Source organism: Sphingobium sp. Ant17, from assembly GCF_000588875.1.
Classification (GTDB): Bacteria; Pseudomonadota; Alphaproteobacteria; order Sphingomonadales; family Sphingomonadaceae; genus Sphingobium.
The window spans coordinates 44,688-68,600 of record NZ_JEMV01000005.1 but is presented as its reverse complement, the minus strand read 5'-3'; the positions used below and the strand labels follow the sequence as shown (position 1 = coordinate 68,600).

24 protein-coding genes, 2 tRNA genes and 5 pseudogenes are annotated in these 23,913 nt (G+C 60.1%); 11 read left to right on the top strand and 20 right to left on the bottom strand.

Annotated elements, in window-relative coordinates; translation table 11 throughout:
- The 3 genes and pseudogenes from BF95_RS03960 to BF95_RS03950 form a co-directional block, all read right to left on the bottom strand.
- On the bottom strand, positions 1 to 699 hold the full coding sequence (locus BF95_RS03960; protein WP_043149520.1) for a carbonic anhydrase: 699 nt from the start codon (positions 697 to 699) through the stop codon (positions 1 to 3).
- 167 nt (positions 700 to 866) lie between these two features.
- Positions 867 to 1,576 (bottom strand): annotated as a pseudogene (locus BF95_RS03955) (response regulator transcription factor).
- 168 nt (positions 1,577 to 1,744) lie between these two features.
- Complete coding sequence (locus BF95_RS03950) at positions 1,745 to 2,281, bottom strand: hypothetical protein (protein WP_043149518.1); 537 nt, start codon at positions 2,279 to 2,281, stop codon at positions 1,745 to 1,747.
- 226 nt (positions 2,282 to 2,507) lie between these two features.
- On the opposite strand from BF95_RS03950, the gene BF95_RS03945 reads away from it, so the two are divergent.
- Positions 2,508 to 3,476, top strand: coding sequence for a magnesium and cobalt transport protein CorA (locus tag BF95_RS03945; RefSeq protein WP_043149517.1), 969 nt, complete (start codon positions 2,508 to 2,510; stop codon positions 3,474 to 3,476).
- A gap of 5 nt (positions 3,477 to 3,481) precedes the next feature.
- On the opposite strand, the gene BF95_RS03940 is transcribed toward BF95_RS03945, so the two are convergent.
- The 5 genes from BF95_RS03940 to BF95_RS03920 form a co-directional block, all read right to left on the bottom strand.
- A tRNA-Arg gene (locus BF95_RS03940) sits at positions 3,482 to 3,558 on the bottom strand.
- Between the two features lie 36 nt (positions 3,559 to 3,594).
- On the bottom strand, positions 3,595 to 4,068 hold the full coding sequence (locus BF95_RS03935; RefSeq protein WP_043149516.1) for a DUF1178 family protein: 474 nt from the start codon (positions 4,066 to 4,068) through the stop codon (positions 3,595 to 3,597).
- Positions 4,065 to 4,895, bottom strand: a complete 831-nt coding sequence (locus BF95_RS03930) for a carbon-nitrogen hydrolase family protein (protein WP_043149513.1) — start codon at positions 4,893 to 4,895, stop codon at positions 4,065 to 4,067. Before BF95_RS03930 ends, BF95_RS03935 begins: the two co-directional genes overlap by 4 nt.
- 5 nt (positions 4,896 to 4,900) lie before the next feature.
- Positions 4,901 to 5,158, bottom strand: coding sequence for a glutaredoxin 3 (gene grxC, locus BF95_RS03925; protein ID WP_043149511.1), 258 nt, complete (start codon positions 5,156 to 5,158; stop codon positions 4,901 to 4,903).
- Positions 5,159 to 5,208: 50 nt separating this feature from the next.
- Positions 5,209 to 5,958 carry a ComF family protein gene (locus BF95_RS03920; RefSeq protein WP_043149599.1) on the bottom strand — a complete coding sequence of 250 codons (750 nt, stop codon included), beginning with the start codon at positions 5,956 to 5,958 and terminating at the stop codon, positions 5,209 to 5,211.
- Between the two features lie 40 nt (positions 5,959 to 5,998).
- On the opposite strand from BF95_RS03920, the gene BF95_RS03915 reads away from it, so the two are divergent.
- Together BF95_RS03915 and BF95_RS03905 are read left to right on the top strand one after the other, a co-directional pair.
- A complete protein-coding gene (locus BF95_RS03915; RefSeq protein ID WP_043149510.1) occupies positions 5,999 to 6,847 on the top strand; it encodes a class I SAM-dependent methyltransferase in 849 nt (282 codons plus the stop codon).
- Positions 6,848 to 7,293: 446 nt separating this feature from the next.
- Positions 7,294 to 7,367 (top strand) — tRNA-Gln (locus BF95_RS03905).
- A 49-nt stretch (positions 7,368 to 7,416) separates the two neighbouring features.
- On the opposite strand, the gene BF95_RS03900 is transcribed toward BF95_RS03905, so the two are convergent.
- The 8 genes and pseudogenes from BF95_RS03900 to thiS all read right to left on the bottom strand — a co-directional run bounded on the left by BF95_RS03900 (position 7,417) and on the right by thiS (position 15,449).
- A complete protein-coding gene (locus tag BF95_RS03900) occupies positions 7,417 to 8,700 on the bottom strand; it encodes a capsule biosynthesis protein (protein WP_043149507.1) in 1,284 nt (427 codons plus the stop codon).
- A pseudogene (locus BF95_RS03895) lies at positions 8,693 to 10,206 on the bottom strand (capsular polysaccharide export protein, LipB/KpsS family). The gene BF95_RS03900 and the pseudogene BF95_RS03895 overlap by 8 nt, the downstream one beginning before the upstream one ends.
- A gap of 53 nt (positions 10,207 to 10,259) precedes the next feature.
- Entirely contained in the window at positions 10,260 to 11,555 is a 1,296-nt protein-coding gene (locus tag BF95_RS03890) for a glycosyltransferase family 4 protein (protein WP_043149596.1), read from the bottom strand.
- A gap of 33 nt (positions 11,556 to 11,588) precedes the next feature.
- Positions 11,589 to 12,029, bottom strand: a complete 441-nt coding sequence (locus tag BF95_RS03885) for an HIT family protein (RefSeq protein WP_043149506.1) — start codon at positions 12,027 to 12,029, stop codon at positions 11,589 to 11,591.
- A 9-nt stretch (positions 12,030 to 12,038) separates the two neighbouring features.
- A pseudogene (locus tag BF95_RS03880) lies at positions 12,039 to 12,673 on the bottom strand (CoA transferase subunit B).
- Entirely contained in the window at positions 12,673 to 13,515 is an 843-nt protein-coding gene (locus tag BF95_RS03875; protein WP_043149503.1) for a 5'-nucleotidase, lipoprotein e(P4) family, read from the bottom strand. Before BF95_RS03875 ends, BF95_RS03880 begins: the two are co-directional and overlap by 1 nt.
- A gap of 140 nt (positions 13,516 to 13,655) precedes the next feature.
- Positions 13,656 to 14,365 (bottom strand): annotated as a pseudogene (locus BF95_RS03870) (CoA transferase subunit A).
- A gap of 82 nt (positions 14,366 to 14,447) precedes the next feature.
- Positions 14,448 to 15,449 (bottom strand): sulfur carrier protein ThiS, encoded by a 1,002-nt coding sequence (thiS, locus tag BF95_RS03865; protein WP_081764025.1) that lies wholly within the window; start codon positions 15,447 to 15,449, stop codon positions 14,448 to 14,450.
- 123 nt (positions 15,450 to 15,572) lie between these two features.
- On the opposite strand from thiS, the gene aroQ reads away from it, so the two are divergent.
- The 4 genes and pseudogenes from aroQ (at position 15,573) to arsC (ending at position 18,317) form a co-directional block, all read left to right on the top strand.
- Positions 15,573 to 16,013, top strand: a complete 441-nt coding sequence (gene aroQ / locus BF95_RS03860) for a type II 3-dehydroquinate dehydratase (protein ID WP_043149502.1) — start codon at positions 15,573 to 15,575, stop codon at positions 16,011 to 16,013.
- A 117-nt stretch (positions 16,014 to 16,130) separates the two neighbouring features.
- The gene (gene accB, locus BF95_RS03855; RefSeq protein ID WP_043149501.1) at positions 16,131 to 16,610 is read left to right on the top strand and encodes an acetyl-CoA carboxylase biotin carboxyl carrier protein; all 480 of its coding nucleotides are present in this window, start codon (positions 16,131 to 16,133) and stop codon (positions 16,608 to 16,610) included.
- A 14-nt stretch (positions 16,611 to 16,624) separates the two neighbouring features.
- Positions 16,625 to 17,976: pseudogene (gene accC, locus BF95_RS03850) on the top strand (acetyl-CoA carboxylase biotin carboxylase subunit).
- Positions 17,973 to 18,317 (top strand): arsenate reductase (glutaredoxin), encoded by a 345-nt coding sequence (gene arsC / locus BF95_RS03845; RefSeq protein WP_043149591.1) that lies wholly within the window; start codon positions 17,973 to 17,975, stop codon positions 18,315 to 18,317. Before accC ends, arsC begins: the two are co-directional and overlap by 4 nt.
- 42 nt (positions 18,318 to 18,359) lie before the next feature.
- Here arsC and BF95_RS03840 read toward each other — a convergent pair whose 3' ends face one another.
- Entirely contained in the window at positions 18,360 to 19,082 is a 723-nt protein-coding gene (locus tag BF95_RS03840; RefSeq protein WP_043149500.1) for a TonB-dependent siderophore receptor, read from the bottom strand.
- Between the two features lie 370 nt (positions 19,083 to 19,452).
- Here BF95_RS03840 and BF95_RS03830 point away from each other — a divergent pair, with 370 nt between their 5' ends.
- The 4 genes from BF95_RS03830 (at position 19,453) to BF95_RS03815 (ending at position 22,275) form a co-directional block, all read left to right on the top strand.
- Entirely contained in the window at positions 19,453 to 19,641 is a 189-nt protein-coding gene (locus tag BF95_RS03830) for a hypothetical protein (RefSeq protein WP_200866874.1), read from the top strand.
- 72 nt (positions 19,642 to 19,713) lie between these two features.
- Entirely contained in the window at positions 19,714 to 20,259 is a 546-nt protein-coding gene (locus BF95_RS03825; RefSeq protein ID WP_152542546.1) for a hypothetical protein, read from the top strand.
- Positions 20,260 to 20,293: 34 nt separating this feature from the next.
- Complete coding sequence (locus BF95_RS03820) at positions 20,294 to 21,355, top strand: XRE family transcriptional regulator (protein ID WP_043149493.1); 1,062 nt, start codon at positions 20,294 to 20,296, stop codon at positions 21,353 to 21,355.
- Positions 21,356 to 21,399: 44 nt separating this feature from the next.
- Positions 21,400 to 22,275 (top strand): IS1 family transposase, encoded by an 876-nt coding sequence (locus BF95_RS03815; protein ID WP_081764023.1) that lies wholly within the window; start codon positions 21,400 to 21,402, stop codon positions 22,273 to 22,275.
- Here the strand turns inward: BF95_RS03815 and BF95_RS27835 are convergent.
- From BF95_RS27835 to BF95_RS28705, 3 genes are all read right to left on the bottom strand, one after another.
- Complete coding sequence (locus BF95_RS27835; RefSeq protein ID WP_161774213.1) at positions 22,272 to 22,427, bottom strand: hypothetical protein; 156 nt, start codon at positions 22,425 to 22,427, stop codon at positions 22,272 to 22,274. The two genes, BF95_RS03815 and BF95_RS27835, sit on opposite strands and share 4 nt — an antisense overlap.
- Entirely contained in the window at positions 22,420 to 22,734 is a 315-nt protein-coding gene (locus BF95_RS03810) for a hypothetical protein (RefSeq protein ID WP_043149491.1), read from the bottom strand. The genes BF95_RS27835 and BF95_RS03810 overlap by 8 nt, the downstream gene beginning before the upstream one ends.
- A 417-nt stretch (positions 22,735 to 23,151) precedes the next feature.
- The gene (locus BF95_RS28705) at positions 23,152 to 23,775 is read right to left on the bottom strand and encodes a TonB-dependent receptor domain-containing protein (RefSeq protein WP_235209553.1); all 624 of its coding nucleotides are present in this window, start codon (positions 23,773 to 23,775) and stop codon (positions 23,152 to 23,154) included.
- Positions 23,776 to 23,913: the final 138 nt, after the last annotated feature.

Sequence of the window (23,913 nt, the reverse complement as noted above, 5' to 3'; positions counted from 1 at the left end):
TTACTCCGCCGCCAGGGCAAATTCGCTATCACCGGCCAGGCGACGCGCATGGGGAAGCGCGATCGGCATCGGCTGATCCTCGCGGAGCGGCAGGAAGCGGCCGGTCTCACCGTCAAGGCCCAGGACCTGCCCGGCATGGATGTCGACATACCAGCCATGCAGCGCGATGTCGCCACGCGCGATGCCCGAAGCAACCGACGGATGGGTGCGCAGATGGGCCAACTGAACGACGACATTTTCGAGCGCCATGTTCCGCAGCTTTTCCGCGTCCGTCAGCGTATCGGGATAGCTTTCACTGCACACCTGCTGCGCGGCGTGAGCGTGACGAAGCCAAGCTGCAACGTTGGGCATCTTGGTCAGGTCGGCATTGGTCGACATCGCCTTCATCGCCCCGCAATCGCTATGGCCGCACACGATGATGTCGCGCACGCCCAGAACCATCACGGCATATTCGACGGTCGAAGTTACGCCGCCATTCTGCGTTGCATGCGGAGGCACGATGTTGCCCGCATTGCGACATACGAACAGGTCACCGGGCTGCGCTTGCATGATGTGTTCGGGCACGATCCGCGAGTCGGCGCAGGAAATCATCAGTGCCTTGGGGCTTTGCCCGTCGCTGGCCAGCCGATTGTAAAGCGCGCTTTCGTTAGGAAACACATGCTTTTCGAAGCTGAAGACGCGACCTAGAAGCTCGTTCATAGGGACTATCCTTCTATTGCTATGCCAGTCGGGGGGCGGACCGGCTCATTTCCCACAATAGAGATCGCGTTTTGCTGCGTCGCAGCGGCTTTGTTAAAAAACATGTCTGAACAGCATAATCGTTACGATGCAGTCATAATAGCAATAAATCACTATATTTCTTATGTTTAGCGCCGCTCTACCGCCGAACTGAACATATATCCGACGCGGCGCACTGTAACAATTGGTGCTGGTTCGGACCCATGACGCAGCTTGCGGCGCAGACGGCTGATCAGCACGTCGATGCTGCGATCGGACGAGGGCGCGTTGCGTACGCCCGCCAATTCCATCAACCGTCCCCGCGCGATCACAATCTGAGGATGATCTAACAATACGCCAAGGAGTGCGAACTCCGCCGCCGTCAGATCGATCGATTCCCCGGCCGGGTTCACCAGGGACCGACGGGCAAAGTCCGCTGTCCATCCGTCGAAAAAAGACCTTGGCCTGACGCGGCAGCAACGGCGCGCTCGCCCCGCCCCCTACGGAGCACGGCGCGCAGGCGGGCGGCTAATTCCCTCGCTGAATAGGGCTTGTTGATATAATCGTCGGCACCAAGTTCCAGGGCGACGACGCGATCAACCTCCGAACTATTGGCACCCACCAATATGACCGGCACTTCGCTTCGCGCGCGCACGTCGCGGCACAGGTCCATACCGTCCGGCCCACGCAGCGCTGCATCCAGAACGATCACGCCGACCGGCATGGTCGCCAGTGCATGAAAAATCTGTGTGGCACCACCACTTGGCACAACGCGAAAACCGCTCTCCTCCAAATGCATGCGGATTGCGTGCTGCTGCGCAGCTTCCGTTTCGGTCACCAGGACCAGCGGTGGGGTCATGCTCAAGGAGCATACCATCCAAGATAGTCCTGGTTGATCGTCATTCGCGCATCTCCTCGAACAGGCAGGCGCGCCCAAGAGCCGTATATCAGCGCCGGGCTTAGATCGCCTGAATGTCTCCGAAATTTGCCGAATGTTACAAATTATTGCGCAGGCGACATCGCAGCCTCAGACCGACAATAATTCGGACAAAACTGGCTCCAGCCGCCCAGAGGCATCAAGGGGCAAGTGCGCCAACATTGTTGCCAGCCACAAGGCATCTGTCCCTGCCCGATGGCGCGTAGGACACCGGCGATCAGCCACCGCCATAGCCTGACGTATCTGCATATCAGTCGTTCCCCGCTCCGTCACAATCGTCGAGACATGCTCGATTACGAAAGGCGTGGGCCGCCCCGCAGCGGCCGCTAGCGTATCCAGCCATTGCTGATCGATTCGGCTGTCAGCTACCACACGCCGCCCGACTGCCGCATCGCTTAGCAGTGCCAGCACGATATCGGCGTCCAGTCCCTTTTGCGCGATCGCCGTCCGGTCAAGGCCATGCAATGCCTGCGCTTCCTGCGTCCAGGTCCAATCGGCCCAATCATTATGGGGGCGAATCAGCCAACTGCATGACCAGCCTTCCACCGCCACGCCAACCTCGATCGGGAAAGAACGGCCATGGCGCGGCAGACAGGAGGCTTCAAAATCAATAGTCAGGATAGACAAGGGTGTGGCTCCGCTCTGCGCATGGCCCCGATGATTCCGGCCTGGCCGCCCGCATCGATACATTCCTTTCGCGTTCGACTGTGTCAGAGCGAAGTCAGATGCCGATAGTTCCGCAGAATATTGCACCGAGTGAGGCTCTCGAACGACGAACGGTTTAGGCTGCGTGGAGGACGGCAATATAGCCATCTGCTAATCGGCAAGTCCGACTCCACACGCAGGATCAACCATGACCGTCATCGCCGCCTATCTGTATCGCAACGGTGCCCGCGTCCGCCCGGTAACGATCGACGAAAAGATCGATTGTGCGCACGACAAATCGGAATTTGTCTGGATCGGCATGGCCGAACCGACAACCGCGGAGATGGAAACACTCCGGCACAGCTACGATCTCCACCCGCTAGCGATCGAAGATGCGATCAAGGCAAACCAGTTGCCCAAGATCGACATCTATGGGGACCAATTGTTTATCGTCGCACGCACCGCCCATGTGGAGGAAGGCAGCATCTGCTACGGCGAAACCGCGATCTTCGTAGGGCATAGCCATATCATCAGCGTGCGCCATGGATCGGCCCGCGCCCATCGTGCCCTGCGGCAGGAACTGGAGGCGGTGCCCGACCGGTTGGCCCAGGGCGTGGACTATGTGCTGCATGCCGTACTCGACTTCATCGTCGACGGCTATCTGCCGGTCATCGAAGGCATTGAGGACGAAGTATTGGCGATGGAACAGCAGACCGTCGATCAGTTCCTTGGCCGCGAAGATATCACTCGGATATTCAACCTGCGTCGTCAGGTATTGCGGTTTCAACGCATTCTGACGCCGATGCATGAAGTCGCGAACAAGCTGGTGAAGCTGGACCTGCCCTGTATTGATGTGGACGCGAAACCATATTTCAGCGATGTGCGCGACCATGTCCGCCGGGTACAGACAATGGTCGATGACCTGCGCGAAATTTTAATGTCGGTGTTTGAATTCAGCAACTTACTGGAACAACAACGCACCGGTGCGATCACGCGCCAACTGGCCGCCTGGGCGGCGATCCTGGCAGTACCAACCGCCATCGCGGGCATATACGGCATGAATTTCAACAATATGCCCGAACTGCGAACCCGCTACGGGTATTTTGTCGTGCTGGGGGTGATCACGGTCATCTGCAGCCTGCTCTACACCCGCTTCCGTAAACTTAAATGGCTGTAGCAATATGGTGCACCCGACGGGATTCGAACCCATGGCCCTTAGATTAGGAATCTAATGCTCTATCCTGCTGAGCTACGGGTGCACACCAAAGTCGCTCTATTATGCGCGAACGGTGCGGTCAATTCTTCGCTTCGGGCGGGATGACGGGGAAGGGTAGCGGCGCCACCTCCACGCCCTCGGCGATGAGCGCCTTGGCCTCCTGCGGCGCGACTTCGCCATGGATGCTGGCGCGATCCTGCTCGCCATAATGCATGGCGCGCGCCTGTTCGGCAAAGCCGCGGCCGACCCAGGTTGATCCCTCCAGCGCCTTGCTTTGCGCCTTGGCCAGTGCATCGACCAATGCCCGCATCTTGGCCTCGTCGCCGCCGTTGGCGACCACCGGGATCGTGGCTTCGGCGGACGCCATCACGGCGCGGCTATTGCCCTTGGCCGCGACGGCGGGGGCCATCACCGCTTTCATCACGCGCGCATCGCCGCAGAGCGGGCAGGCGATCAGGCCGCGCGCCTGTTGGTCGGCATAGTCGTCGCTGGAACCGAACCAGGCTTCGAATACATGGCCCTGCCCTTCGCATTTGAGGTCGAACACGATCATGCGAGCGTCACCTGCGCCGGGATCGGGCGGCGGTTGGCAATGGCGGGCACCCGCCCCCGCATCGCCTCGATCCGCGACAGATCCAGATCGACGAGCGCCAGCCCAGACGTCTCGCCCATGTCGAGCAGCACATCGCCCCAGGGATCAACCACCAGACTATGGCCATAGGTCGTCCGGCCATCCGCATGGTCCCCCACCTGCGCTGTCGCGATCATGAAACAACCCGCCTCAATCGCGCGCGCGCGCAACAGTACATGCCAATGCGCCTGTCCCGTCGGCACGGTAAAGGCGGCCGGTGCCAGCAGGATCGTCGCCCCTGCATTGGTAAGCGCGCGATACAAATCTGGAAAGCGCATGTCATAGCAGATCGAAAAGCCCATCCGTCCCCAGGGCGTATCGGCCGCGACCACTTGCTCCCCCGGCCCATAGACCGACGATTCGCGCCAGCTTTCCCCGGTCGCCAGATCGACATCGAACAAATGGATCTTGTCATAGGTCGCGCGGATCGCACCTGTATCGTCGATCAAGAAACTACGATTGGCCCAGCGGCCGTCGGCGCGCTCGTCCTTGAGCGGCAGCGAGCCGATATGCACCCACAGCCCTTCGCGCGCCGCAGCATCTCGGACCGCTGCCAGCACGCCATCGTCCGCCTGACAGCGCAACGTCGCCGCTGCGCGCGTCCGATCGCGGTCGAGATAGCCCGCCATTTCGGGCGTGAAAAGCATGTCTGCCCCCTCACCCTTGGCGCGCGCGATCATCTCCACGATCGCGGCAGCATTGGCGGCGGGGTCGATCCCGCTGGTCATCTGGAACAGCGCGGCGCGCATTTCGGTCAGAGGCCGAGCAAAGCGTCGAGCTTGCCCTGTCGGTTGAGCGCCGCCATGTCGTCGCTGCCACCAATATGCGCGCCGTCGATGAAGATTTGCGGCACGGTCATCCCGCCATTGCTACGCGCAAGCATTTCCTCGCGCTTGGGGCCGCCCATGCTGATATCATATTCTTCGAACGTGACGCCCTTGTCGCGGAACAACGCCTTGGCGCGCGCGCAATAGCCACAAAATGCCTTGGTATAGATTTCGACCTTCGCCATATGCCTGTCATACTCCTTAGCGTTCGAAATTGGGCGTGCGCGCCGCTTTGTCAATCCGCAGCGTCGCGCGGCAAGGCCCGTGCCCAGCACAATAAACGCACATGACTCGCCCCGCCACGATGTAGAACCCTTGCGCAGGCTCCAGCTGTCGCGCCGCTGGTGTGAACATCGTCGATCAACAAGATGCGCTGGCCCTTCACCCCATGCCCATCCGTCAGCGCAAAAGCACCACGCACCGTCTTCGCCCGCGCCGCCGGGTTCATGCCCCGCAAAGGCTGGGTCCGCCGGGTCCGCAGCAGCAGATGTTTTTCGACCTGCAACCCGGTTAGGCGGCCCAGATGATCGGCGATCAGCGCCGACTGGTTAAACCCCCGCCCCCATAATCGCCAGCGATGCAGCGGTACTGGCACGATCAGCGGCGGATCATCGCCACTATCGGGCACATGGCGTACCATCTGTCGCGCAATCAGCCGCGCCAGGCCGATACGCCGCCCATATTTGAGTCGCAGCGCAACGGTGCGCGCGACATCGCCATAGGCCAGCACCGCCCGCGCGCTGTCGAAGGGCGGTGGATCGGCAAGGCACCGCGCGCACTCCGCTCCCTCCCCCATGTCATGGGGAAAGGGCAGGCCGCAGCGCGCGCAACACGGTTCGCCCAACAATTCCATCCCGCCCCAGCAATCGAGGCAAAAGGCAAAATCCTCCTGCACGATCGCGCCACAGCCGGGGCAGCGGGGTGGCAGCGCATAATCGACTAACGGACGGATCGCGCCCTTGAGAAGCGGCAAGACGGACATCATCTGCTTGTCCCCGCTCGCCGCCCGATGCACAAGGCCCACCATGACCGCCCCCGACATATTCGACCGATCGCGCCGTGCCCATGGCCGCGACCGCATGATCGCTCGCTTTGCCGATCACGACTTTCTGTATCGCGCCATGCTGGATGAATTGCTCGACCGGCTGGCCGACGTGCAGCGCGACCTGCCCGAAGCGCTGGTGATCGGCTGCCCTGACGGTAGCGCGAAGGCGGCGCTGGAAGCGATGGGCAGGCGCGTCGCCTGCGCGGATCCGGGCTTCCTTGCTGCACGAGGCGCAAGCGGGGTGCAGGGCGACGAGGATGCCCTGCCCTTTGCCGATGACAGTTTCGACCTCATCATCGCCTGCGGTACGCTCGACAGCGTCAACGACCTGCCCGGCGCCTTGATCCTGATGCGCCGCATCCTCAGGCCCGACGGCCTGATGCTCGCCGCCCTCACCGGCGCGGGAAGTCTGCCCCGACTAAAGGCCGCGCTACTGGCGGGCGAAGGCGACCGCCCCGGTCAGCACATCCATCCCCAGGTCGACGTCCGCGCGGCGGGTGATCTGCTCAGCCGCGCAGGCTTTGCGATGCCGGTGGCCGATGGCGAGACGCTCGACGTCCGCTATGGGGACGTGATGCGACTGATGCATGATCTGCGCGGCATGGGCGCAGGCAACCGATTGGCAGAGCCACCGCCCGTGCTGACGCGCGAAACGCTGATGCGCGCGGGTGCCCATTTTGCGCAAGCGGCGGACTCGGATGGACGAACGGCCGAACAAATGGCGATCGTCTATCTGTCCGGCTGGAAACCCGACCCCAGCCAGGCCGCCCCTGCCCGACGTGGCAGCGCCACGGTCTCGTTGGCTGCCGCACTCAAGGGCAAATCCTAACGCTGGAAGACAGGGTTCATCAACGGCGTCGGGCCCATCGATGTCAGCCTCCCTATCCCGCATCAAGCGGCCGCGTCGATGCCTCCCTGTCGCCGGACGACTGGTCGGTCATCATCCTCTCGCTCTTGGTAAGCGCAGTCCTGGTCCACTCCATTTGCCAATTACCTTCGCTCTGACATGGGTATGGGCGCGCCGGCGATGTACTGGACCGCTGCTACTTGACGCATTGGTCCATTTGCCGCTGGTTAGCGGTGCGTGGCATGCAGTTTTTAGCGGAAGTCAGCTTGGGACGAATGGCAATATATGTCGCATCTTTGACCTGAACATCTGGTTTTGGCGGTTTCAACCGCCCCCCCAAAAAGTAGACGTGTCCGATCGAGAAGCTCTTGACCGCGCGAAAAACCCCGCCTATCTGCGCGTCTCCGGCGGCCTGACGGCCTCCCTGATGCCCGATCGTCTAAAGGTAAGACAACGGACTCTGACTCCGTTAATCGAGGTTCGAATCCTCGTCGGGCATCCACACTTCCCTTCTCCAGCGTTTAACTGGCCGGCAGCGCCGCTGCTTCAGATCAGGCGGCGTCACCGCGCACTATTTTCATTGCGCGCTGACGGCGGCGGGGCGAGCGCGGAAGAGCGAGGACTTCGGACGGATCCTTCTCCAGCCGCTCGACCGCATTGGCCACGAGCAGTGCCAACCCCTCATCGCTCAGCAACCCGCCACGAATTAGGCAGCGGTCCACCAACACGCGGCGGAACGCCGCATAGAGCTTCAGGTCCGGCTGACGCGGGGCGGCCCAAAAATCATCCAGGCTGCTCTGGTGGACGACGCCTGGCACCTTATACACAGCATGGCCCAGCACGACGACCGGTTTGCCGCTGTTGAGCGCTAAAGTCCCCACCGTACTATTCACCGTCACGACGCCCAGCGACTTGCTGACCACCTCGGCAATGTCCCAGTCTGGCAGATATAATACCCGGTCTCCAACGCCATAATGCGCGGCGATCCTGCGGGTCAGTTGCCGCCATGCGACAAGGCCGGGGTCCAGCGGATGACGCTTCACGAGTAGGAAAACGCCTTCGGGCGCATGCCGTGCAAAACTCTTGATCACGAAGCGCAGCGCAGCCCGCATATTTCCGAAAGGCGAGTGGATGCGGATCTGATAATCGGAATTGAGTTGGAGCGGCAGTGTGAAATAGGGCTTGCCCTTAATCTCTTCCCAAACCGACAGCGACCGCTTTGTCTCGGTCTGCCGCGTCAACAATTTATAGCACCAGGCTATGGACTCAAGCAGGAAGCTGTGGGGACGATGCGTTTGATAATAAGGGAAATAGGGCCGCATCAAAGCTGAAGCGATTCCGTTACGCATGGTATTGCGCGCACGAACCCTAAAGGTCGCTGGGATCGACTGCTGATCGTCTTCATATGGCGACAGGCGCTCCGCCTCGGCCAGATACCATTGCGGGTCGAGCGGCAGGGTCGAATTGCCATTCACCCCGTCATCCTGCAGGGTCAGGAAGTCAGGCCGAATATACCCCTCTTCCATGACATGGACGCGCAACCCGCGTAACCGCGCCATGCCATGGGCTGACGCATGATAAGGACGGCAGTCGCCATAGAGGATCAAATCCGTGACACCATTATTGACGACAAAATCGTCAAAGAATAGCGGCCAGTTGCGAAATGTACCGCGATAGTCCGTCGCGTCGCCCGGCCAGTCGATCTTATCGCCACCGTTGATGTTGATCCGCAAGGCATGATGGCCCCGCGTCCGCAAGGCCTCGGCCAGCATCGCGAAATAGGGGCCATGTGGTCCTTGCAGAAACAGGAAAGTTTTGGTCGGCGCGTCAGCCATGGACATACTCAGCCGTCAAAGTCATAAAACGTCGCAACTTCCCTTGCACTGAACGCAACCTGATAAGCCATGTCGTTGGTTCCATGGTGCCGCTCGCCAGGCGATCCGTCATCACTTCGGGTCCGCAAGGCAGCCGGGTGACCGGATCCAGATAGCGTGGATAGAGAATCAGGGCGGCTGCCACAAGTTCGTCCAGCAACAATCGCCGACCACGCCGCCCAACCGGCTCCGCAAGGTCACGGGTCAAGCCCCATCCTGCATAAAAGGGCATCCCATGGACCGTCACCCGGCAGCCACGCATCAGCGCTTCGAACCCGGTCAGCGATGATAGCACATGCACTTCATCGACCGCTTGCACCAGCGCCATCAGCGGCGAGCCGCTATCGATGGCATTGGCATGGGCAAGCACCGTAGCATCGGCCAGATGCCCCTTGCGGTGCCCGGCCTGCACATCGGGATGCGGGCGATAGATGATCCAAGCATCCGGCTCGGCGCGCCGCACTCGCGCGAGAAAATCGAGGTTATCCGCCACCCCCGCCCCGCCCAGCTGCACCGAAAGGTCATCATCGACCTGGCCGATGGCCAACACCGTGCGTCGCCCGGTAGGCAGGTCGAGCATCTGCCCAGCGTCCTGCCCATATTTCGTCACCCCACTTGCACAGATGCGCCCGCGCAGGCGCGCGGCACGCTCCACTAAAGCAGGTGGGAAATCCTGTGTTGCCAGCAATGTCTCCAAATCATTGGCAGCCAGTGCATTATAATAGATGCCACTGCGGTCCACGACGATCGACCCGGGCGGATGTAGCGCCGCTCCCAGCCCGCGCGAGCGCAGAAAGCCATCCTCCACGCGCGCCAGCGCCACGCCCTGCGCCTGCGCTTGGGCCACCAACGTCGGCGGCACGCGCGAAGGCCAGATGGCCAATGCACCCTGCCCATAGCGGGCGCGTCGCAACCCTCTCCGTGGGGACAGGAAAGGCGGCGAACGCTGCCCGTCCCATAAGAAATGGCGGATTGCCTCGCGCTTCCAAAAAGCCATACCGGTCGCAGCGGCAATACCCTGATTGCCGTCCAGATGCCGTCGCCAATCGGCAAGCTGGGCAACGGCATGCTCAGCGCCAACCGGCTCGCCGGTGAAACAGTCCCGATAATGCGCAGCGCCAATACGGTGCTTGAGAGTTGCACGAAGCAAGTCGGGATTGATCCGCACACCGTCCGGGCCAATCACCGGCACCTCAAGCAACCCCGCGACCAGCGCCAGTTCGTCCTCGATCCCCGCCTCGACGCTCTGCGCCTGTGCCAACCGCGTCCAGGGGTCCTCAGAGCCCGCCCAGAAAGCCCCACCACGCGCGCATCGCGGATCAGGTCGAACAGATCATCGGAAATATCCCTATCAACGTGCGTCGCCGGCTCGCTGATCGCAGCGACCGATGGCGCAATGCCAGGAAAAGGCGGCGACCGCAGGAATGGCGGCGAACCAAAGGGCGGGGTCCCGTTTTCTTCTATCATATCCGATGGCGATGGCTTCACCGGCTCACCCATGCGCGGCGGTCAACCCAAGGTCAAGAAACAGACTCTGTCACTTCTTCCAGCAGCCCCGTAATCACGTCGAAATAGTCGCGCCATGTCGGCGCACGCCATTGCGCGATGCGTGCGCATTGCGCCGCGCGTTCGGGCGAATTTTCGGCACCATAGGCGCGGATCATCCGCATCCAGCCCAGCCCGTCGAGGGGGTCGAGATAATCGGGCGCATCACCACCCACCTCCCGATGGGCGATGATGTCGCTGCAGATCACCGGTACGCCCGCCGCCAGCGCTTCGACCACCGGCATGCCGAACCCCTCGATGAAGGACGGCATCAACATCGCGCGGGCATGGCCAAGCAACGCCTGCATGCGATTGTCGGAGACCTCACCCGCCTCGATGACATGGCCGCGCAGCACTTCGCCCCGCTCCAGCATGTCGATGACATTCTCATTTTCCCAGCCGCGCCGACCGATCAGTACCAGCATGGGTGCCTCGTCGCCCAACGTCTCGATCAGCCGCCGCCAAATATTGAGCAGCAGCAAGTGGTTTTTACGCGGCTCGATGGTAGCAATATAGACGAAATAGGGCCGGTCTGGCACCTCCTCCGATGAAGCTCCGAAAACATCAGGCTTGTCCGCGCCAAAATGCGCGACACGGATTGCCCGTCCTTCCAGCCCCCTGCGCATGTGCGGGGCCAATGCATCGATCGTCGCTTGGCTGTTGCCGATGATGCCATGCGCGAAGGCATCGATCGACCGCACCCGCCGCAAATGCTCGGCAGCGCCCTGCGGCCGGGCGAATTCGGGGTGGCTGAGCGGGATCACGTCATGCACAAGCGTCACGAATTTCGCGCCCTCGGCCCGCAAGATCGCGCCCACCTGCGCCGGGTCATCCAGATGATGCGGAGATACCTGCAGGTATATCCGCGGCCGGGTCGCTCGGGGTACAGCGCGTGGCCGCGTGGCGAACATATGGCGGATTGCGGCCGCCTTGCCCTCGGCCGCATCATATGAGCCGGGGTTACGCCATTTGGCCGCCGTAGAGGCCAGGAACTGGCGCACCGCCGCGCTGTTCAGCCGCCCATAATAGCCACCCGCCGGATGCACCGCGGCAAAGCAGAGCCGGTCTGGCATCCGCTCCAGCAATTCACGCGCATACACATATTCGACCCGGTCGATGCCGGTCGGCGCTGGGTGAAAGGAGCGCGAGAGCAACCGCGACAGATCAAGGATGATCTCGCTATCGCCCGCCCCGCCCACAAGGTTGGGGCTGGCACGCTTCGACCGCAGCGCTAGACGCGCGCCAGGTGCATTGAAGGGGCGCAGCACCATATCAGCGCGCGCCAATGATCAAGGGCTTGGCCATCAAAGCTGCGCGCGAATCTCATCCGCAAGCGCTCCCAGCGCGTGCCCATCGGCGAACGCACCCTGCCCATGAGCCGCAAACCGGGCGGCCTGCCCATTCCAGCGCGGCACGATATGGACATGCAGATGGAACACCGTCTGCCCGGCTGAAGCGCCATTGAACTGGGCGATATGCAAGCCGTCGGGATTGAACGCCTTGCGGATGGCGACAGCCACATTCTGCACCGTTGCCATTACCTGCGCCAAGGCATCAGGTTCGATTTCCAAGATGTTGCGCGCCTTGGACCATTTGGAAATCACCAAGGCATGCCCCTTTGACTGCGGCTGTATATCCAGGAAAGCAAGCACATGCTCATCCTCATACAGCTTGGTCGCCGGGATTTTTCCCGCAATGATGAGGGCGAAGGGATTGCCTGCATCATAAGTTCCATCCAGGCTCATCTGGCGTCCTTACTGTATAAAATGCGCGGTTGTCTTGGCGGCGATGTCCTCCGCCGTAACACCCGGGGCCAGTTCAACGAGCTTGAACGGGCTGTCATGATCACGACGACGGAACACGCACAAATCCGTCACGATCATGTCGACCACATTCTTGCCGGTCAGCGGCAGGGTACAGGACGGGATGAACTTAGGATCACCATTCTTGGACGTATGCTCCATGACCACGATGATCTTCTTGACGCCAGCGACCAGGTCCATCGCGCCGCCCATGCCCTTGATCATCTTGCCCGGAATCATCCAGTTAGCGATGTCGCCGTTTTCCGCAACCTCCATCGCGCCCAGCACGGTCAAGTCGATATGCCCGCCACGGATCATCGCAAAACTATCGGCAGAAGAGAAATAAGCGGTCTGAGGCAATTCGCTGATCGTCTGCTTACCTGCGTTGATCAGGTCGCATCCTCCTCACCCTCGAACGGGAAGGGACCGATTCCTAGCATGCCATTTTCGGACTGGAGCGTTACTTCCACGCCAACGGGGATATGATTGGCCACCAGCGTCGGAATGCCGATGCCAAGGTTGACGTAAAAGCCGTCCTTGAGTTCCTTCGCCGCGCGCGCGGCCATTTCGTCACGAGTCCAGGGCATCAGTTCTTCTCCCCATCGATGGGCAAGGCCCACCTTTTATCCATTGGAAAAACATCGTCAAATCCGCCTTTGAGACCGCTGCCATAGACGGGGTTCGGCAGGACGAACCAGCCCCTGCCCCACAAGGCCGCAATCGAAGTGGCTTCCGTCGCCGCACGTCGGGCAGCGACCTGCTGGCCGGCGTTGAACAAGTCGGAAAAATCGCCGAGTTGGTCGCCGCCCAGCGCTATAACGCAATAGCGTGCCGCGATCGTCGCGCGGCGGGCATCCTTGCCCGATCCCATCGCATCGTCGCCTTTGAGAAAAAGCGTCTCGCCATGCACCGCCTCGCCAAGGCCAGCCGTGCGGATCGCCTGCGCCGTTGCCGCTGCGTTGGCGGCAGAACGATTGGTGTTGAAGACCACGGTCACGCCCGCCGCCCGCAATTGCGCCAGCGCCGCGACCGCGCCAGGCACCGGGCTGACCGCGCCTGCGCCGGTGCGCTCCCACGCATCCCATGCCGCTTCGTCAAAGCCTTTGCCCGACCGCGCATCATGATATTCATAGCCGATATTGAGCAGCACGGTTTCATCGACATCGAACACGGCGGCCAAGGGCTTGTCCCCGCACGGCACGAAGCGCGGCTGGTCGAGCGACGCACCCGATGCCAGCACGACGGACTGCACTGGGCGTGCCTTCGCGGTCGCGGTGGCATGGGATGCCAGCATGGCGAAGGCCTGCACCGACAGGGCCGCCGCCTCACCCGACCCGTAAAGATATTGCATCCCGGCGGGCGGATTGGCGGGCGGCGGGTTTACTGTCTGCGGGCTGGGCGCACAGGCGGCGAGCAATGCTAACACCATGCACAAGCTAGAGCCCCTCCCCTTCAGGTTCAAACGAGGCACGTGACTCGTTTGAAGGGTTGGGGTGGGGGCCATCGAAGGCACGGGCTGCACGCCCCCACCCCCGGCCCCTCCCCTGAATGGGAGGGGAGCCAAAAACCTCACGCCGCTTCCCGCTGCCTTACGGTGCGAAATTCGATCTTCTTGTCGTAGGGCGCGCGACGATCATCCGCTTCACATAAACGCCCGGCAGATGGATCGTATCGGGGTCCAGGCTGCCTACCGGCACCACTTCCTCAACCTCGGCGATGCAGATCTTTGCGGCTGTCGCCATCGGATGGTTGAAATTGCGCGCGGTTTTGCGGAAGACCAAGTTGCCGCTCTCGTCGGCCTTCCAGCCCTTGATGATTGCCACGTCGGCGAAGATGCCGCGTTCCAATATATAATCCTGCCCGTCGAAACTCTTGACTTCCTTGCCCTCGGCAACGGCCGTCCCGACGCCGGTCTTGGTATAGAAGCCGGGAATGCCAGCGCCCCCTGCGCGACAACGTTCGGCCAGCGTCCCCTGAGGGCAGAACTCCACCGCCAACTCGCCTGCCAGATATTGCCGCTCAAATTCCTTATTCTCGCCGACATAGGAGGAGATCATCTTCTTGACCTGGCGGGTACGCAACAGCTTGCCCAGCCCCTCGCCGTCGATCCCGGCATTGTTGGAGGCGATGGTCAAATCCCTGACGCCCGAATCGCGGATAGCATCGATCAGCCTTTCGGGAATGCCGCACAGGCCAAACCCGCCCGCACATAGCTGCATCCCGTCGAAGAGGAGGCCTTCCAGAGCCGATGCCGCATCAGGGTAGAGCTTGTTCACCATCGCTTATTCTCCTCCTCAACTTGATCCTGCCCATAGGGGACAAGCGGGCCGCCGGTCAATTTACTGCGATCGCGAAAACGCGTCAGATCAGCCCGGCGAGTGGGCTGGACGGGTCGGCATACATACGCTTGCCCATGCGCCCTGCGCGATAGGCCATGCGCCCCGCCTCGACGCCTGCCTTCATCGCCGCCGCCATTAACACCGGGTCTTTCGCCTCGGCGATCGCCGTGTTCATCAGCACGCCGGTACAGCCCAATTCCATCGCCTGCGCCGCTTCCGACGCGGTGCCGACCCCAGCATCGACCAGCACTGGCAGCTTGGTGCCCTCCACGATCAGTCGGATCGTCACCCGGTTCTGGATGCCCAGCCCCGACCCGATCGGCGCACCCAACGGCATGATCGCCACCGCGCCGACATCTTCCAGCCGCTTGGCCGCGATCGGATCATCGACGCAATAGACCATCGGCTTGAAGCCTTCCTTGGCCAATATTTCGGTCGCGCGCAGCGTTTCGACCATATCGGGATACAGCGTCCGTGCCTCGCCCAGGACTTCGAGCTTCACCAACTCCCAGCCGCCCGCCTCACGCGCCAGGCGCAGCGTGCGGATGGCGTCCTCTCCCGTGAAACAGCCGGCCGTATTGGGAAGATAGGTAATGACCTTGGGGTCGATATAGTCGGTCAGCATCGGTGCCTTGGGGTCCGACACATTGACGCGGCGCACGGCGACGGTGACGATCTCTGCCCCCGACGCCGCGACCGCCGCTGCATTCTGTTCGAAACTCTTATATTTGCCCGTGCCGACGATCAGCCGCGAGCGGAATGCCTTTCCAGCAACGCTCCAACTATCGTCCGCTGCCGAAGCAATGTCACCACCGCCAACGAAATGCACGATTTCCAGCTCGTCGCCATCCTCGACTAGCACGTCTTTAAGCGTCGAGCGCGGCACCACTTCCAGATTGCGTTCCACCGCCACCTTTTCCGGCACGAAGCCCAGTTCGCTCGCCAGCGTGGCCAGAGTCAGCCCTTCGCGCACGCGCTTATGCTCGCCATTGATGTGGATGGATATGGTGCCGTCGACGCTCACGATATGCGGTCCCGTTCTTGCAAAAAGGAAACGTGTCTCGACTTGGCGCGACACGAGGGGCTAAGGATCATGCCGCATATAGGGGTCGCATCGCCCCAGCCGCAACATGCAAGGGGGATCGCTATGGCGGATAGTCGCAAAATCTATGTTCTGAACGGTCCCAACCTCAACATGCTGGGGACGCGCGAGCCCGAAATCTACGGCTATGACACGCTCGACGACATTGCCGAACGGATGGAGGACGCCGCCACCCGCGCCCATGTCGTCCTGGATTTCCGCCAGTCCAACCATGAAGGTCATCTGATCGACTGGCTGCAAGAGGCCCATGGCGAAGGCGCGCATGCAGTCATCATCAATCCTGGCGGCCTGACCCACACGTCGGTCGCCCTGCATGACGCAATCAAGGCGATCAGCGTGCCGGTGATCGAAATTCACCTGTCCAACCCCCACGCGCGTGAACCTTTCCGCCACAAAAGCTATGTCGGCATGGCGGCGAAGGGAACGATCGCAGGCTTTGGGCCCCTCTCCTACATGCTCGCACTCGAAGCGGCGCTGGAACTATAGCGTCCACAATGTGGCGTTGCGCCGGATCGGCTGGACGTTACAAAGTTGCGCTTTGGCGCAAACCGGCATAGGCGCTGGCCGCCACAGACATGTTAGAATGGCAAATAAGGGTCAACCATGAACGACAAGCAAGACAAGGGCGCGATGCAGGTGGACGTTACCCTGGTGCGCGAACTGGCCGCGCTGCTGGACGACACCAACCTGACTGAAATCGAAGTGGAGGATGGCGACCGCAAGATCCGCGTCGCGCGCAAGGCCGGAGCCATGGCCCCCGTCTATGCAGCCCCCCCCGCCGCGCCTGTTGCAGCGGCACCGGTTTCCGCACCGGTCGCATCGGCAGCCGCTGAACCCGCGATGCCTGCCGGAACGCTGGTCCGCTCGCCGATTGTCGGCACTGCCTATCTGTCTGCCGAACCGGGTGCTGCGCCTTTTGCCCGCATCGGTTCGCAAGTCTCCGCTGGCGAAACCGTGCTGATTGTCGAAGCCATGAAGGTCATGAACGCGATCTCCGCCCCGATATCGGGCACGGTCAAGGCGGTATTCGTCGACAATGGCCAGCCGGTCGAGTTCGACCAGCCGCTCATCGTGATCGAATAAGGCCGCTATACCCCATGGCCATTGAAAAGCTGCTCATCGCCAATCGCGGCGAAATCGCGCTCCGCATCCATCGCGCCTGCCATGAAATGGGCATCAAGACGGTCGCGGTCCATTCCACCGCCGACGCCGACGCCATGCACGTGCGGCTCGCCGACGAGGCGATCTGCATCGGGCCGCCCGCCGCGCGCGACAGCTATCTGAACGTCGCAGCGATCATCTCGGCCGCCGAAATCTCCGGCGCGGACGCGATCCATCCCGCTATGGTTTCCTGAGCGAAAACGCCAAATTCGCCGAGATCGTGGAAGCGCATGGCATCGCCTTCGTCGGGCCAAAGCCCGAACATATCCGCACCATGGGCGATAAGATCGAGGCGAAGCGTACCGCTGGCGCGCTCGGCCTGCCACTTGTCCCCGGCTCCGATGGCGCGATCAGCGACCTGGAGGAAGCCAAGGCGATCGCGGAAAAGGCCGGTTATCCTGTCATCATCAAGGCGGCGTCAGGCGGCGGTGGTCGCGGCATGAAAGTCTGCACCTCGCCCGACGATCTGGAAACGCTGATGCAGCAGGCCGGATCCGAAGCAAAAGCCGCGTTTGGCGATGCGACCGTCTATCTCGAAAAATATCTCGCTAATCCCCGCCATATCGAAATCCAGGTGTTCGGCGACGGCAAGGGCAATGCCATCCATCTGGGCGAGCGCGACTGTTCGCTCCAGCGCCGTCACCAGAAGGTGCTGGAGGAAGCCCCCTCCCCGGTGCTGGGCCAAGCCGATCGCGAACGCATCGGCGGCATCTGCGCCAAGGCGATGGCCGACATGGCCTATCGCGGCGCGGGCACGATCGAGTTTCTTTGGGAAGATGGAGAATTCTACTTCATCGAGATGAACACCCGGCTTCAGGTCGAACATCCCGTGACCGAGATGATCACCGGCATCGACCTGGTGCGTGAACAGATCCGCATTGCCGAAGGCAGGCCGCTTTCAGTCGCGCAGGAGGATGTCGTCTTTTCGGGCCATGCGATCGAATGCCGCATCAATGCCGAAGATCCCCGCACATTCGCCCCCTCGCCCGGCACGGTGACCAGCTATCACGTCCCCGGCGGCATGCACGTGCGCGTCGATAGCGGCCTGTATCAGGGCTATAAGGTGCCGCCTTATTACGACTCCATGATCGGCAAGCTGATCGTCTATGGCCGCACCCGCGAAGGCGCGATCATGCGCCTGAAGCGCGCGCTGGAGGAATATGTGATCGAAGGGATGAAAACCACCATCCCGCTGCACCAGAAGCTGCTGCGCGACCCTGAATTCCTCAATGGCGACTATACCATCAAGTGGCTGGAGGAGTGGCTGGCGCGAGACGGCCAGCCATGAAGGCAAGCATCTGGCATAATCCCCGCTGTTCAAAATCGCGCGAGGCGCTCGCCATCCTGCAAGCAACGCCGGGCTTGGAGGTTGAGATCGTCGACTATCTCAAGACCCCTCCGAGCCGTGCCGAACTCGAAGCGCTGTTCGCCAAGGCTGGCGTCACCCCTGCGCAGGCGCTGCGCAAGGGCGAGGCCGCGGTCAAGGATATTGGCCTCAATACGGACAGCGATTCGGACATACTTCATGCAATGGCATCGCACCCGATCCTGATCGAGCGCCCGATTGTGATCACGGAAAAGGGCGCGGTCATTGCGCGGCCGCCCGAAAAGGCGCGTGACGTTCTGTGACGCTGGAGCGGAGGGCAGGCGATGTGCCTGCCCTCCGCCTTCTCAAAAGCGATATTGCAGCGTCAGCGTGACGTTGCGTGGCTCGCCGAAGGCATGTTGGTTGTAGAAACCAATCTGCGAATAATAATGTTTGTCGAACAGATTTTCGACATTGACCTGAGCCGAAAGGCCGAGCTTGAACTCATATCGGCCCATCAGGTTGACCAGCGCATAGGGCTTGACCTCCAACCGTTCCGCCACGCCCGTCACCGGATTGACCGCGTCGGTATAGCTCAATCCTTCCCAATTGACCCCGCCGCCTACGGTCAGGCTGTTCAGCTTATAGGTGGTGAATAGCCGCAACAACTTCTGCGCATAAAGCGTGTTGATACGCGCGCCGTTCGCATCTTTGGCGCGAAACTGGGTGTAGTTGCCGCTGACCGACCAGCCGGGCAGCACTTCGCCATTCGCCTCGACTTCGAATCCGGTGCTTCTGGCGCCCTTGATCGCCCGATAGGCTTGTTCATTTTCCGTACCCGGCACCCGGATATCGCCGTCCAACACGCCGAAATTATCCTGCTCGATGCGGAAAACCGACAGCGCGGTGTTCAGTCGCCCGCCAAAGAAGCTGCTCTTGAGCCCGGCCTCATAGGTGCTGCCCGATAGCGGATCGAGGAACTGGCCGTTACGGTTCCGTATCTGCTGCGGCTGGAAAATGTCGGTATAGCTGGCATAAAGCGTATGGCCCGGTGCGATATCGTACAGCAACCCGGCATAGGGCGTCAACTTGTCGCGGATGCCGGTAGTGTCTCAGTTTGAAATTTAGCCGATCGCCTGTCGCATCCGGCTGCCGCTTCCTATATGCTTAGCGGAAAGCATGGAGGTTGTATGGGTCGGGTCAATGTATTTTACCAGCACGAGTCAAGCAAGCGCGACGCGATCTGGATTCTAGAGCAAGATGACGATGGTTCGCTTCACGTCCGGTATGAGGATGAGATGGACAGAGGAGAAACCTGGCGGAAGCCCATCAACGAGTTTTTGGCGGCTGGAGGACTGGCGTCGCATCGCGCTTTAATGTCTTTAGTCGATCGCATGTTTGAGACACCTCGTGCCTAAAGGACCACGCGGAGAGAAGCGCCCAGCCGACGCGATCGGCTTGGCCGTCCTTATCGGCAAGATCGCCACTGGCGAGGTCGAGGACGAGCGCGACGAGAAGCTGTCCAGCGCGGCGGCGGAAATGGGCCGGGCAGGTGGCAAGAAGCGGGCTGAGAATATGACGCCAGAGCGGCGCAAGGAGATTGCGCAGAAAGCGGCGGCTAAACGGTGGGGGAAAGGCGAGGAATAATTTTGGGAATATTTTTCTTGATTGTTGGTCGAATTTTGCTAACCTGCTTAAACACGGAATTAAGGGTGTGATATGACCGAGTGGACGCAAGTTGAGGCAATGAGCCAACTCGAACCACATTTCGAGACTCTGGACCTTATCTGTCGCGGCGGCTTGGCTCGGTATCGTGAATATCCTCCGCAGTTCCTGATTGATCATGATGGCCGCGCCGCAGCCAATTGCATTTATGCCCACATGGTCGCTCTGGCTGATGCTGAACTGACTGATAGACCCGGCGTCGTATTCAAGAATATCCGTGGTCTTAAGGTATGGATTCTAGGCGAACGCGCCACCATCCGTTTCAAGAAAATGGACGAAGACGGGCGCTGGACGAATAATCCGACAGAACAACAGCGCGATTTTGATCGGCAGATTGCGTTGCCGGGTATTCCCTATCCACCTTTGAATTTGGTTGTGGGCTATCTCCCTGATCCTACCGGTACAGTGGTGGACAGAGTCCAAGTATCAAAGCCGATGGGTCGCATGATTGATTGGTGCGCCGCCATCGTTCCGACGACAGATGATATCGACCGCAGCTATGGCTGGGTTGATGTGACGCGGCAGGCCCGCGCCCTCTAAATTTTGGTGCAACGTGCAACGGTTTAATCACCATATGCTGATTCTCGCCCGGGATTCCCGAGGCGTTACGCAAGCCCAGTTGGCTGGCCTTCTGAGCATGGGTCAAGGCACCCTCTCCAAATATGAAACCGGCGTCTTGGTTGCGCCAGATGAATTTGCAGATGAGGCTGGGCGCGCTCTAAACTATCCAGCGTCATTCTTCTTTCAGGCGGGGCAACCTTACGGCTTTCCTCCCTTTCATTACCGCCGTCGCAAAAAGCTATCCGCAAAAGCATTGGGCAAGATCGTTGCGGAAATGAATATCCGCAGGATGCACGTCCGCAAGTTCACGACCTCGTTTCAATTGCAATCCAACCGGTTCATCCCTGAAATCGATGTCGATGAATTTCAGGGCCGAACGAAGGCTCCTGTGACGATCGATGATTTAGCACGCTCCCTTCGTGAAAGCTGGATGCTTCCTAATGGACCAATTGAAAGCGTGGTGGAGATCATTGAGGAGAATGGCGGAATCGTTGTGCCATGCGATTTTGGCACCGATCTGTTGGACGCAATGAGTCAGCGCGTAGATGGGCTTCCAGTCTTGTTCTTCATAAATACAAATGCTCCAAGCGACCGTATTCGTCACACATTATGTCATGAATTGGCGCATATGGTGCTGCATACTACGGCCTTTAAAGGTGACGAGGAAATGGAGCGTGAGGCAGATGAATTCGCTGGGGCGTTTCTGCTTCCATCTGATGAAGTGCGCAAGCAGCTACGGAGATTTGATCTACCGCATCTTGCTAATATGAAAGCTTATTGGAAGGTTTCTATGGCGTCTATTGCAGTTCGCGCTCATAGACTGAAGCTTATCTCTGATTATCAGAACAAGATGTTTTGGATTGAGATGGGGAAATTGGGTTATCGCAAGCGTGAACCGAATGAGCCTCCGCGTGAGACGCCGCAGATGCTTAAACGCATGGTCGAATTCCATCGCAAATCTCTGGGCTATAGCGACAGTGATCTCGCCAACTTGCTCTGCATGACTGTACCGGAATTTCAAAGGATGTACGCTTTTGAAACTGTAGCGAGGCCATCGCTCCGCCTTGTAAACTGAACTATTTTCTTGACACTAAGCATAAAAGTTCATATTAAATGAGTATGAACAAGCTTCCTCACGCCAAGCGCATCCAAATCCTCGCAATGCTCTGCGAAGGGTCGTCCATGCGTTCGATCAGCCGCGTTGCAGACGTGTCGATCAACACGGTTACGAAGCTTCTTGAACAGGCAGGGGAAGCAGCTCTTGCCATCCATGACGAAATGGTCCGCAACGTGAAGGCGTCGCGTATCCAGTGCGATGAAATCTGGTCGTTCTGCCATGCCAAACAAAAAAACGTCGCGACGGCCAAGGCTGCACCGGAAGGCGCTGGCGACGTGTGGACGTGGACCGCGATCGACGCCGATACTAAGCTGATCGTCGCGTTCAATGTTGGCGGTCGTTCGGGCGAAGATGCCATGGACCTTATGGACGATCTGCGCAGCCGCCTTGCCAACCGCGTTCAGCTAACGACCGATGGCCACAAGGCTTATCTGGAGGCCGTAGAAGGCGCTTTCGGCGCAGACGTGGACTTCGCCCAGCTTGTGAAGCTGTATGGCCCCACGATCACCGCGCCGGGCCGTTACAGCCCTGCTGAATGCACCGGGATCAAGAAAATCCGCGTGGAAGGAAACCCTGACATCAAACATGTCTCGACCAGCTATGTGGAGCGCCAGAACCTCACCATGCGCATGTCCATGCGCCGCTTCACTCGCCTCACCAACGCATTCTCAAAGAAACTGGACAACCACATTCACGCGCTGGCGCTCTACTTCGTGTTCTACAACTTCACGCGCATTCACAAAACGCTGCGCATGTCGCCCGCGATGGCCGCTGGCATCACTGACCGCCTTTGGTCGCTGGATGATGTTGTTGCTAAAATTGATGAGATGGCCCCCGCGCCCGCGAAGCGGGGGCCGTACAAGAAGCGGGTGGCCTAAGCTGCTTCGCGCTGGCGTTCCGGCAGGGCAGCGCAAAGCTTTTCGGCTGCCGCGCGTAGGGCCTCTGGATCAACGCTTTGCTTGAAATTCCGCTCGAGGACGCCCCGGATGAAATCCTCGCTACTTTTGATATTTTCTTCAGTTTTAGCCATTTACTTCCTCCTGCTCAATCGTGTCCCATGCGCGGTCCACGAGTAGATCGGCAAAATGCTTGATCCAGTATTTTGCTCGAAGCTTCTTTTCGTTCCGATAGTCTTTGAAATCCTCGTGGACTTCCAGAACCGTCACAAGCCCCTTGGAAACATCATCTCGCCTTATGGGCGAGTTGGGCGGAAACTTGGCCTTCAAAAACGCTTTGGTGTCCCTAACCGTCGCAAGCCATCCATCCTGATCCTCCTCGTAGAATCCGATGAGGCCAACATCGCGCATGCTTTGCTCGGCTTCAAGAGTCAGTGCCACTATTTAATCTCCCGTATCGCCTGAACGGTTGCAAAAATCGCCCAACCGAAGGCTAGAAGGAGAACCCAGACTGACACGTTTCCCGTGCATGGGCTTGCGATCCACTTACCTAGCACTCCCAAACCGGCAGCGAGCAACGCCAGAAAAAATCCGACGAACGAAACCCATGCGCGCCCTAGAAACCGCAATTTTACCGATTTTTGCTCTGTCGCGGCATATCCACCGTACGCGGTAACTAGACTGCCGATGTATATCAGAATGAGACCAGCCAATGCCGTTCCGGCTGTGACGACCTCGCCAGCTACACCTGTTCCATCCATGCTGGCTTCCCCCTAGACACTTCCTCTCGCAATCTAACATCAAGATCAATCGAGAAAATGCTGGAGGCGCATAAGCGCTAAATTTCAAACTGAGACACTACCGGATGCCGTAATCGATTGCCATGCCATAATAGCCGCCGGTGCGATCCCAGCTGTTCAGTCGCCCGCCCAGAATCAGCTTGAGCGAATCCGCGAGATTGACCCGCGTCGATGCAAAATAACCCCATTGCTTGGTGGCCAGGTCCACTTGATGGCTGCGCGCACCCCAGGTCGGTTCGGCATAGCTGCCATCCCAGGTCAGGAAATTACCCGGCGTCGCGACATTGCTGCGCGCATAGCCGAAAAAGTCCATATCCTGCTTGGCATAACTGGCCCCCAGCATCAGTTCATGATCACGGCCCAGCAGCGTATAGCTGCCGTTCAACCGGATGCCCGCGTCGAACTGTTTGCGTCGGGCATCAAATCGACTGGGGGAGGCCGACATGCCAAGGCCTGTGTCCGCGTCGGGCTGCCCCGACAGGAACAGCAGCCGCATGTCGCTGCTGTTGATCGTATAATTGCCATAGACGCGCAGCTGCCACCGCTCGCCCAGTTGTTGCGTCGCATCGGCGAAGAAGGTCGTATTTTTCGCCGGCCAGGTCGTCCAGTCAGCCCCGATGCTCTTGGACCGGCTCCAATTGGTGCGCGACCCATCGGCAAACCAGGTCGCAAGCCGCCCCATTGCGTGCCGCTAGCCCCATGATCCTGATAGCTCGCGCCCAGACGCACATGTGTGTCCGTCGTGACATCGGCGTCGATCACACCATAAAGCACCAGCTTTTTATTATGCAGGCGGTCGATGAAACTGTCGCCCTCCTCA